This is a genomic window from Chryseolinea sp. H1M3-3 (genome assembly GCF_029360725.1).
GTDB lineage: Bacteria > Bacteroidota > Bacteroidia > Cytophagales > Cyclobacteriaceae > Chryseolinea.
Genome location: NZ_JARKMY010000004.1, coordinates 82,353 through 94,526 on the forward strand (window position 1 = coordinate 82,353; position 12,174 = coordinate 94,526).

The window sequence follows — 12,174 nt, forward strand, 5'->3', positions numbered from 1 at the left end:
ATATTCCGAGGTCGAACCAGTCTTCGTTACAAACATCCGGAACCTCAGTAGCCGGAGTGGTGGATGAGATGTGGAGTGAGTTCTTTACCTACTTCTGTTTCGCGAGAGCCACATTTGAAAACAAACCAATCTGCAGGGTATGGTTATTCTCTATCTTGTTCTTTGCCGAGGTGCCATCAAGATTTCTCAGCTGAACGATCTGGTAGAGATATCCTAGCTCCAATTTAAAATTCGGAGAAATCGTGTATCCAACGGCGCCATATAATCTGTTCTGATCGTAAATATTATAGCCGACATCCTTACCAAAATTGATGAATATTTCATCGTACAACGCGGCAAAAACCGGATTCTTTCCGCTGGTGATGTTGATTGTTGCTTTTGCCATGTATCTCATCCGGTTCTCATATCGTCCATTTGCAAATTGACCCGTCGACGCATTTCCAATCATTCGTTGCTCAAGCCGGTAACGATGCGCAAGTTTTACTTTTCCCAAATCCTGTTGAAGAAAAAGTTGCTGCCATATACGGTGTTCTGGGAAACGATGCTGAACAGCAAATTCGCCATAGGGGTACGTTTCGACAAAAGCATAGCCAATCGTAAAACGGACGTCCGGTTTTGCATAAAAATCAATTCCAGTTCGGAGGAGCAACTGCTGGTTTTCGGAAAAGACGTCACTCCTCCTCCATTGAAACTCTGCATGTAAACCCATTCGGCCCGTGAACTTATGATTTCCAAAGTACATCAGCCACGCATTGGTGTTATACGCGTGCGTGCGTGTTTGCGCCTTGGTGAATAAAGCCAAAAACAAAAATGATATGACCAATAAAACTCTCGGGAAGACCATGCGATACAATTGAACGTGAATCATTTTGAAATTGCTTTGAAAACCAGCTCAGTCAGGAATTGCGTCGTGTCATTTAACCGTTTATGCGTAACGTCGGTTAATGACGGCAAGTGTTCAGCAAAGAATTTTTGATCATGAGAACTTTCAATCACTGTAGATATGAGTGCTCTAGGAAAACGGTAATCAGGGTTGATTTCATTTACGATAAAAGCAACGCGATTGCATAATCGTTTGTAGCTGATAAAAAGTCCTTGTTCATTTACCGTATCGACATCTTTAATAAGATAGACTTTAGAAGACTCTGATACCACAATTCTGTATAGTGCTACTTCATCAATGTGTTCGAAGCTTGGATCCTTTTCGATCGGTGCGGAGAGAAGCCGGATTGCAATGTGGAGACGTTCCGTCGCGGATTCGATATTGGACGTAGCCATGATAACTTTGTAATCCATCCAATTCCAGTACCAGGCTAAAAGATAGAGGAGCATTTTATGTTTGCTTTCGAAGTACCGGTAAATTGATGGTTCTGTCGCCCCTATTTTGGCCGCTAGCTTCTTGAAGGTAAAAGACTCAAAACCAATTTTATCTATCATCTGAATACCGTATCGGATGATCTGCAGACCCAGGTCGGATGAGTTCGGATCTTTCAGGTAAAGCTTAGCATCTACATCGATGTTAATTTTCACTGGCTTGAATATCTTCTTTTGTTTTAATTCGGGCATTATAGTTTAACATATGATGTAACACATAAATAAATCCTAGCAACCCGCTAAGTAAACGCTATGTTTTTTTTAAGACTTTGGGCCGTGATTATTTCTTTGTCATAGAACTCAACCACTCCGGTTTCCACATTATACATTCCACCGATAAGCGCAATTTCATCATTTTGCAGCAGTTGCTCAATAACCTGGCTATGTGCCGGGATTTGTTTTAATGTCTCTCGAACATTTAGTTCAGCTACATTTTCTACAAATGCTATGTTGCTTGCGTTTCTGTTTTGCTTCGTTGCAACCTCCAAATCGAGCGCTGGTTTAATTTTGCTGAGCAGCGTCGTTAAATTTCCAAGTTTAACGTCATCGCAAGCTCCTTTGATCGCTCCGCATTTTGTATGTCCCAACACAACGACAACCTTCGCGCCGGCCACTTTACAAGCAAACTCCATACTACCCAGAATATCCTCGTTTAAAATATTTCCTGCGATGCGGCAACTGAAGACATCGCCTAACCCCTGATCAAAAATAAGCTCGGCTGATGTGCGTGAATCAATACAGCTTAGGATAAACGCAAAGGGATGCTGACCATCTGATGTTTCGTTTACCTGTTGCAAAAGGTTTCGGTTAATTTTAAGATTATTCACGAACCGTTTATTGCCCTCCTTCAATAGCTCGATTGCTTTAGCTGGAGAAAGTTGCGTCTGCATTTCTTTTGTAAGTGTTCTCATAACTTTTCTGTTTTATTATTGGAGTCAATTTCTTGAATTGTATGCCACTTCATTGGCAATTAGCCGATGGTTGTTTGCATGACGCAAAGGCTCGAGCGCCGGGATATTAATAACCTGCACACCAACATCTCGGTTTTTCGCATTTACGATATAGTCTTTAAGAATATCAATGATATCATGATCAATTACCTTAGATTTTGAGGCGTCTATCACAATGTTTGATCCTGTCGGCACCTGGTTTATGGCGTGCAAAATGCTCCCTTTATTCAAAAATGAAACCTCCTCTGACAATATGATCTTATAGGTATCCCTTCCGTTAACAGTAGTTTTCTGGAGGTCATATGAGTTTTTGTAATTGTTCCGTAGGATGTAAAAAATGGATACGGCCATACCTATCGCAATGCCTTTTAATAGATCGGTGAAAACAATGCCAAGAACCGTAGCCATAAAAGGAATAAACTGATGCCATCCTAGCTGATACATCGCCTTAAACAACGCTGGCTTTGCCAGTTTATATCCCACAACGAACAGGATACATGCCAGGCTTGCCAGTGGAATCATATTGATTACATGTGGTATTGCCAGGGCGCTCAATAACAAGAAAAATCCATGCAAAATAGTTGATGTCTTTGTTCTTCCTCCGAATGTAATGTTTGTGGAACTACGAACAATAACCTGCGTTACGGGTAGACCACCAATAAATCCTGAGATCATATTTCCGAGTCCTTGAGCTTTGAGTTCCCGGTTTGTCGGAGTCGTTCTCTTAAACGGGTCTAACTTATCAGTCGCCTCCACACAAAGTAAAGTTTCCAGGCTGGCGATCAATGCTAATACCACTGCAGTAACGTAAATATTGATGTTTGTAAGCTGCGAAAAGTCTGGTAAAGAGAATTGACCAAAAAAATCTCCTACCGTCGCAGCGACTGGAATGTTCACCAGTTGGTCTTTACTAAGCGAGAAAGGAAGTACGCCTGCCTGAAACAATTGGTTTAGAAGAATTCCACATATCACAACCACTACGGGTCCCTGGATCAATCCAAATATTTTATGTTTTTTAATTAACACAGCATCCCACAGAATCAAAATAAAAAGCGATACAGCCGATATCAGCAAGACCCCAGGGGTAAGTACTTCCCAAGCGGTTTCAAGATTTGTTAAAGTATTCGCTTCACCTGTTTGAAACGCAAGGTCTCCTTCATAGTCAGCATCATAGCCCAATGCATGAGGAATCTGTTTGAGGATAATAATCACTCCAATCCCCGTTAGCATACCCTTGATCACCGATGTCGGGAAATAGTACGCAATGATTCCCATCCTCAAATAGCCCATAATGATCTGAAGTATTCCGGCGATTACGACAGCCATAAGAAATGCTTCCCACCCCAAGCTATTAATTGCTCCAAGAACAATTACAGCTAGTCCCGCTGCAGGGCCACTTACACCTAATGGAGATCCACTCGCCATGCCGACAATCATACCGCCGACGATACCCGCAATAACACCGGCAAAAAGAGGCGCACCGGAAGCCAGTGCGATGCCGAGGCACAGGGGCATGGCAACACAAAAGACTACAATACTAGCAGGAAGATCATGACGGATGTTCTCCAGTAAACCGTTCTTAGTCATAATATGCCACATTAGTAACGTCTACTTATACGTTAGTATTACTAACAGGATTCAAAAATATTCAATTTTTTTGTTTGTTCAATGCTCTCCTTGCAAGGTCGGGACCAGGAATATTTTGTAACTTATATTATCGCTTTCGATCTAACGATTATGAAAACTGAGTTTAAACCAATCGAGCTGGACCTTGAAGCAGGTAAAACATATTTATGGTGTCAGTGTGGCCGGTCCAAGAATCAACCCTTCTGCGATAACTCCCATATAGGTACTGGCATCAGCCCGAAGGTGTTTACCGTTAATATCTCCAGGAAAATGTGGCTATGTGTCTGCAAAAAAACTAAGAATGTCCCCTATTGTGACGGATCACATTTAAAATAACTCTCATACTGATTAATGGTATTTTAGTCTAGCACGCTCCGTAAATACTGTTCATAGACACGTCTTTAATAAACGGCATATTAAGGCAATAGGATTACTGTTGAAAAAAAATTAGAAAACCATGACATGATATCGGTGTAGCAAAGTTACTACTCCCTCACTGTTTAATACTCCACATAGCCAAAGCAAATTACTAATGTCATATGTTAGTAGCTTTAAATTCGTCTACCCTGAATATTCTGATTTTGTATGCTATTGATCATGCTTGTACCGGATCAACGTAGGAGTTTGTGTCAACAGTCGACGACTACTTGGTGAGTGACTTACTTGGTGAGTGACTTACTCGGTGGGAACACCAAAAAATATTGATAGTTGAACAAGGCGATAAAGCATCACCCGCGCCTCCAATCGTTTTCTAAAGCATTTGCCTTAATAGCAAGTCCGGTTTTTGTCCATAGATGACTTTTGTCATTATATAGAAAATGGTAAAAAAGTATTTTCGTCGTGTCATACTAACGACCCGTTTATGAAAAAATTAATTACCACCCTCCTATTCCATGTTGCGCTGCTCGGTCATTTGCTTGCCTATGGTGAGTTAAAGAATGTTCAAAATTGTCAGGGAGATTTTACGTTATCTACTCAAGCTGAAGTTGATGCGTTTACTTGCACTGAAGTGAATGGAAATTTAACAATTTCGGGTAACGATATTACGAACCTTAATGGCCTATCTTCCTTACAAAAAGTAAGCGGTAAGTTCTCGATAGAGAATAATAACGGACTTAAAAGTCTCGATGGCTTATTGTCGCTTGAATCAGTTGGGCTTGGTTTATATCTTATAAATAATCCTGAATTATCGGACCTCAACGCACTGTCGTCACTGAAAACCGTTGGCGATTTAACTATTGATAATTCCAATATTCCCAACTTCAATACCCTCTCGTCACTAACTGAGATTAGCGGTCTTATGCTTATAGTGAATAATCGGAATCTCTTTGAAATATTTGGACCGCCATTACTCACAAGTATGCAAGGAGGTATGTCGATTTCCGGCAACGGTAATTTGCATGCTGTCAGAGATTTTGATAATGTTACAACGATAACTGGTGGAATCCATATTACTGAAAACCCTAATTTAATTGACATCTATGGTTTTTCGCTGCTCACATCAATAAAGACTGACGACGGCGGGCATGGACACATAACGATCAGGAAAAACGACGCGCTAAGGGACATTGCGGGATTTCATTCCTTACCCGAGGTGGGCGATGTGAATATTGAATTCAACGGAAACCTATCTGCTATAAATGTATTCAGATCACTAACTAAGGTTTTCGGCCATTTAAACCTTTCGAAAAATGCATCATTAAAGTATATCACCGGATTCAATAAATTGGTTGAAATAACCGGTTCCAATATTAATACGATCATCGGTATTACAATTGCAGGTTCCTCAATAGAAAATCTTGATTGGTTGGCGTCGCTTAGGACTATTTCTTTGTCTGGCACTGGAGGAGCAACAACACGGAGGGTACTGGAAATTAAGGACAACGCTTTATTGAGTGATATCAGCGGGCTCGCTGGTCTCGACGAACAAATCATCAATAGTAATCCGTTGTACATAACCCTGACGAACAATCCACTTCTGACTATCTGCGAAGCTTTAGGACGCTATTTCAAAAGCTTGGGCGAGGATAGAGTTCTGTCCGACACGGAAAGCGGCATCATAAGTATTTCTGAAAACGGTTCAGGATGTACTGTCGAGAAAATTCTGGATAGCGATCCTATTGGCCCACCTTGCAAAGGAGACTTCATACTTTCATCTCAGGCGGAAGTTGACGCTTTTTTTTGTTTGGAATTAATTGGCAACCTCAAGATATCTGGGGCTGATATCACCAACCTTAAGTCCTTAACTCTACTGGAAAAAATTAGTGGCAACCTACAAATAACGAACAACCCCAACCTGGAAACAATCGACTTGCCAACTCTTGGTACCAACATAGGCAGTTTATCGATTTCAAATAACGACAATCTAAAAAGCATAAGTGGGTTCAATAATGTTCTTCATGCGAATTCCATTTACCTTCAGGATAACGCCAAGCTGGAAAGCATTTCAGGTTTTAGTTCCTTGGTAAGTGTCGAGGTTTCTAACACGGGAGAATTTGTAATTGCACGAAATGATGCCCTCACTAGTCTCCACGGTTTTGAAACACTTAGATCCACGCCAACTCTTCGTATCGTTGACAACCCAGTACTTTTGGCACTGGACGGATTTCCGTCGTTAACGGAAGTATTCGGCGATTTTCAGATTAGTAATAACGAATCTTTAAAAACGATAAATGGGTTTAATAAATTGAGAGGAATTTCAGGTTTCCCAAAAATAATTCTCAACAGTGCACTGCTGATAGAAAACAATGCTTCTCTCGAAACTTTGGCAGGATTATCTTCATTGAGATTTATTTCCGCCTTCCTCGATGGTGGGCATGTTCCACCAATCCAGGGCGTCGTTACTGTTAGTGTAACTGGAAATCCTAAGTTAATGGAGTGTTGTAGCCTCGGACCTTTGCTCTATGCTTTGGTTTCTGAAGGCGCGCCATCACCATTTAAGCGCATTAATATTTCGGGGAATGGTGGAGGCTGTACGCAAGAGGACATCTTGAATTGCGAAAAAATATGTGATGGTGATGTTACACTTACCTCGCAGGCGGAAGTCGATGCCTTTAACTGCACCAAAGTAACAGGTAATCTGACCGTTACTGGAGCAGACATCACGGACCTCTTCGGTCTTTCTTCATTAAAAGAAGTTTACGGCCATGTAAGAATAGAGAACGTAAATGCGACAAGCCTGCATCTGTCGCTCCTTGATTCCATCGGTAAAGCATTCTTTGTCATGAATAATCCGTCATTAGCCCGTCTAGGTCTTTCTTCTACGGTACGGGAAGGAATTGAGATCTCCAACAACGAAAATTTGGTTCAGATTGGTAGTTCCCACGAACTTAAGAAACTCGGTTGGCTAGCGATTCAAAATAACCCGAAACTAACATCGGTGTTTGGTTTTGATTCCGTTGAAACCATGGAAGCTTTATATGCCGATCCATTCGGTCCCGCTGGAATCGCAATTGTGAACAATGATGCTTTGACTACAATGCCTGATTTTCAAATTCTTAAAAGAGTTGGATCAATCACCATCACGGGCAATGACCAACTGACTAGTCTGGAGGGATTTCCTGATGTTACGCAAATAGAAGGTGTGCTGACTATAAGTGACAACAGTTCATTGCGAGCCATCAATGGATTCGAAAACCTTGAGTCAATTGTTGGAATCTCAAAGCACATACCCACAGGCGGATTGTTGATTGAAAATAATCCCCTACTTGAAGGCTTCCAGGGATTATCCTCATTAAAAGAAATTAGATCAGATCAGTGGGCTGAAATTTCCATCAATAACAATGCTTCTCTTAAAAATGTTGACGGATTATCTTCCCTCACCACTTTTTTCGCATTACACTCAGATAAAAAGTTGACCATTCGCAACAACGCTGTTCTCGAAAATATTGATAGTCTTTCATCCTTAGTTAATCTACAACAAGGGCCAGGCGACACGTATATTAATGTCACTGGAAATCCTAAGTTGACGCGCTGTTGTGGGCTGAAACCAATGCTTGATGCTATTAGTTACTATGACCCGCTTTCATTGCATATTGACATTTCTCAGAATGGCGGAGGTTGTACGCTGCAGGATATTTTGGCTTGTACGTCGCAAAGGATACTAGGTTACGATATCGTGGATATTTCAGGAAAGTTCGTGCGTCATTTAAATGAAGGTGATGTCCTGTATTTAGATGATCTGAAGTGCAAAGGGCAGACCATCGTCGCTACTACAACGGGTGAGATAGGCAGCGTGAAGTTTGACTTGAATAATGCGTTCTTCATGATGCAAAATGCATCCCCGTATACACTGACAGGTGATAATTATGGAACTTTGTTCAAGCCATGGATACCACAGGCCGGCGCTTACGCAATTACCGCTACGCCATATTCCGAAGCAAATGCTGGCGGAGTCGCTGGTCAATCATTAACCATACACATAACCGTTAAACCCGGAACTGCTGTTGTCAGTTATGATATCGTAAATACTTCAGGAACAGTCCTGCGTCATTTAAATGAAGGTGACATCCTTTTTTTGGATGATCTCAAGGCCAATGGGCAGACTATTGTCGCCAATATAACGGGTGAGATAGGCAGCGTGAAGTTTGACCTGAATAATAAGTTTTTCATGATGCAAAATGCATCACCGTATACCCTCACCGGTGATAATTATGGAACATATTTCCAGCCATGGGTACCACAGGCCGGCACTTACACACTTACCGCGACCCCATATTTCAAACCAGATGCTGTTGGATGCGGGGGTCAGCCGCTGACCATACACTTTATGGTTAAACCCCAAAGTTCAACTGCCGTGGTCAGTTATGATATCGTGAATACTTCGGGAAAGATTGTTCGTCGGTTAAATGAAGGTGATATCCTCTATTTGCATGATTTGAAGGGCGCAGGTCAGACCATCGTCGCTAATACAACGGGCCAGATAGGCAGCGTGAAGTTTGCCGTGAACAATGCGTTTTTTATGATGCAAAATGCATTCCCATATACACTCACGGGTGATAATTATGGAACTTATTTCAAACCATGGATACCCCAGGCGGGAGCCTATGCTATTACGGCTAGGCCTTATTCCAAATCAGATGCCGGCGGAGTCGCTGGTCGGTCACTAACTATACATGTTACCGTTGTTGATAAAAACAAAGAATCTGTCTCGAGCAGGATAGCGGGAGTCGGGGAAGAGGATAGCCTTCAACGTGATGGTATCTCAGACGTAACTATATACCCAGTTCCAGTAGACGATGAGTTGCACGTAAAAATTGACGACTCGGCGGATCCAGAAGCGTTGGTAACCATTCGCAACATCCATGGGCTTGTTATTTATCATGGTTCCTATTCCAAATCGCAAGAAATAAACACCTCACAACTGCGAGCTGGCGTGTATTTTCTTCAAATAACAGGTGAGGATGGATTTCTTAAATCCGTGAAATTTATGAAAGAGTAGAAGGTAACCTGTCAACTTTCTTCAGCCTGGTAAAATGCAAAAACCAATATAATTAAATGCACGGAGTACATTATTCCGTGCACTTAATCTTTTGTCTATTCGTTCTTCAAAACTTCCGCCGGATTACTTCTCGCGGCCTTCATGGTCTGCGAACCAATCATCGTGAACGCGATCAGCATTACGGCGAGCAATCCTACGAAAAGCTCTGCCAATTGCACCGGCGCATGGTAGGGGAAATTAGTGAGCACAAAATTTTCGAAGAAGAAGTGAGTCACTGGCAGGGCAATGACCGCGGATATCGATAAGAGCATTACAAAACCGCGGCTCAATAAATATATCAGGCTGCCCGAGCTTGCGCCCATCACTTTTCGGATACTGATCTCCTTCAGCCTGGTTTCGGTAGTGAACACGACCATGCCGAACAAGCCCATGGATGCGATAGAAATGGCGAGGAATGAAAGGAAGCCAATGATCTTGATCTGCACTGAAAATTCACTGTAAGCGTCCTCTATTTCTTCGTCAAAAAATTTAGCCTTAAACGGATGAACACGATCGACCTTATTCCATGCGGACTCGATTTTGGCCCTGGTTGCTTGCAGGTCAGCGCTTCGTATCTTGGCATTAATGACTGCCCTGTCCCCGGGTATCCAGAACATAAAGGCCACAGGTTCGATGAGATTATCGAGCTTGCCATAGTGAAAATCTTGCATTACTCCAACAATGGTCATCTTGTGCCCATGCAATTTAAAACTACTAAAGGTGATCTCCTCCCCGATTGCTTTCACCGGGTCGTTAGCACCTATGTTAAGTCGTTTTAAGACTTGTTGATTAACGATTACTTCCGTGGCGGCTTCCGCTGTTATCGGGCGTGCGAGGAAGTTTCTTCCGGCAACAAGCTTGTGCTCATGCAACGGCAGATAGTTTTCATCAACATGGTTGGTCATCACTAACACAGAGTCACGCGAATCATTGTATTTCATAAAGCCACCCCATGCGTTCCCAACGCTGGTGACTATTAACGAGCGGGATAGTGCAGTTATTTCCGGAATCTCGCTCAGCTCCTTCAAAAGTGCCTCAGGGTTGTCACCCTGCATATCAATGTTCAGGATGTTTTCTGTTTTAAAGCCCAGGTCGAATGCAAGTATGTTTTTATACTGCACATAGCCGACCGCAGTGGCTGTTATAAAGATCAGTGTTACCGTGTACTGAATCACCACCAGCACGCGTCTTAGCGTTGCGTGTTGAAACGCTTTCACCGATGACAAATTTCTGAGCGCATTGATCGCGCTGACTTTTGAAAAGTATATGGCAGGCAGAAAGCCGGCAACAATACCTACGGCGATGGAAAAGACGATAAAGGCGATAACCATATATGGCGTCAGTTCCAGCTTTACCATGCGTTGCATTTCAGGAGCAATGTTTATCAGCTGCGGTCGCAATACGAGAAACATGACGTATGAGACAAGAAGAGCGGCCAGGGATATTATTATTGCCTCCGCGAGAAACTGTTGTTGCACCTGGCGCTTGCCTGCCCCGATAGCTTTGCGAAGTCCTACTTCTTTAAAGCGACGCATGGCATGTGCCATCGAAAGATTAGCATAGTTGAAACATGCAGATAATATCACCATGAGCGCAAGGCCACTCAGTATCCAAAGCACAACGGGCGGCATATGCGGACCAACGGGTCCCCTGGGGCGGGCGAGCTCCTCACCCACCACAATCTCATATAAAGGAAGAAGTTCAAGTTGGATCTTGGTGTCCCGATAGCCGTCGGGGCCTTGCGCGAGGTTTTCCTCCTTTGCAATTCCATCAAGCTGCGACTGGATTGAAACCATATCGGCATCTTCGGGCAGGAGAAGGTACACATAGTTCGAATACATGCTCGTCCACGCCTCAAACTGTTTATCGTCTTTATTTATTTTTTCTGCTGTGGAGAACGACACCAGCGCTTCGAAGTTAATATGTGAAAAAAACGGAACGTCCTTTATAACGCCCGTCACCTGGTAATCGAGTGTATCGAATTTGATCGCCTTGCCAAGTGCAGATTCATTGCCGAAGAGTTTCTTCGCGGCAGTCTCTGTAAGAACGATTGAGTAAGGATCATTCAGCGCCGTTTCAGCATTACCTTCCAGCATCGGAAAGGTAAGTATCCTGAACAGCGATGGCTCCGCCCAGAAGCCCTTAATGGGAACAATATTGTCGCCAACTTTTGCGTCCTGCGAAAAGTCATCGCGCATGATGGCGACATCGTCAATGCCGGTCATTTTTTCGCGGATGAGCTTTCCGGTTTTTATTGATGTGGTTCCAAACTTGCCTTTTTCGACACCGTTGGAAGTTGCCACGTTGGTGATGCGATAGATTCGATCACCATTCTTGTGGAACCTGTCGTACGAACGCAGATCGAGCACGAAGGCGATCAGCAGTAACCCGACGGACATGCTGATAGCAAGGCCAACAATGTTGATGGACGCGAAGAGTTTGTTGCGTATTAGATTGCGTCCCGATGTTTTGATATAGCTTCCAATCATGATCAGCTGGTAAAGAGTTTTACAAAATTTTTGGTGTACTCACCCGTGTATATTATTGAAAAAGTGACTGCATTCATAATGTAAATCACTTCGACGACACTGCCCTGTCGATCGTACCTTCCGCCGGATATTTTATTTCATTACCTCTGTCGCTATCGACGCTTCACCGCCTGATAGTAATGGATACGAATTTCGGATTTCGTATTTTTAGTAACAAAATAGTTTTACCGGATGCCAAAAGTTGAATGCCGAATAA

Annotated in this window: 6 protein-coding genes; 1 reads left to right on the plus strand and 5 read right to left on the minus strand. The window is 42.8% G+C overall.

Annotation, left to right across the window (positions count from 1 at the left end; genetic code table 11):
- Positions 1-88: 88 nt before the first annotated feature.
- Genes P2W71_RS13960 through P2W71_RS13975 form a run of 4 tightly spaced genes read right to left on the minus strand, consistent with a single transcriptional unit; the run spans position 89 to position 3,911 of the window.
- Entirely contained in the window at positions 89-868 is a 780-nt protein-coding gene (locus tag P2W71_RS13960; RefSeq protein WP_276371881.1) for a DUF2490 domain-containing protein, read from the minus strand.
- Positions 865-1,566, minus strand: coding sequence for a TetR/AcrR family transcriptional regulator (locus P2W71_RS13965; RefSeq protein ID WP_276371882.1), 702 nt, complete (start codon positions 1,564-1,566; stop codon positions 865-867). The genes P2W71_RS13960 and P2W71_RS13965 overlap by 4 nt, the downstream gene beginning before the upstream one ends.
- Before the next feature lie 47 nt (positions 1,567-1,613).
- Positions 1,614-2,285 (minus strand): carbonic anhydrase family protein, encoded by a 672-nt coding sequence (locus tag P2W71_RS13970; protein WP_276371883.1) that lies wholly within the window; start codon positions 2,283-2,285, stop codon positions 1,614-1,616.
- Positions 2,286-2,309: 24 nt separating this feature from the next.
- Positions 2,310-3,911 carry a SulP family inorganic anion transporter gene (locus tag P2W71_RS13975; RefSeq protein WP_276371884.1) on the minus strand — a complete coding sequence of 534 codons (1,602 nt, stop codon included), beginning with the start codon at positions 3,909-3,911 and terminating at the stop codon, positions 2,310-2,312.
- A 901-nt stretch (positions 3,912-4,812) separates the two neighbouring features.
- On the opposite strand from P2W71_RS13975, the gene P2W71_RS13980 reads away from it, so the two are divergent.
- Positions 4,813-9,390 carry a T9SS type A sorting domain-containing protein gene (locus P2W71_RS13980; RefSeq protein ID WP_276371885.1) on the plus strand — a complete coding sequence of 1,526 codons (4,578 nt, stop codon included), beginning with the start codon at positions 4,813-4,815 and terminating at the stop codon, positions 9,388-9,390.
- 95 nt (positions 9,391-9,485) lie between these two features.
- Here P2W71_RS13980 and P2W71_RS13985 read toward each other — a convergent pair whose 3' ends face one another.
- The gene (locus P2W71_RS13985) at positions 9,486-11,918 is read right to left on the minus strand and encodes an ABC transporter permease (RefSeq protein WP_276371886.1); all 2,433 of its coding nucleotides are present in this window, start codon (positions 11,916-11,918) and stop codon (positions 9,486-9,488) included.
- Between the last annotated feature and the right edge of the window lie 256 nt (positions 11,919-12,174).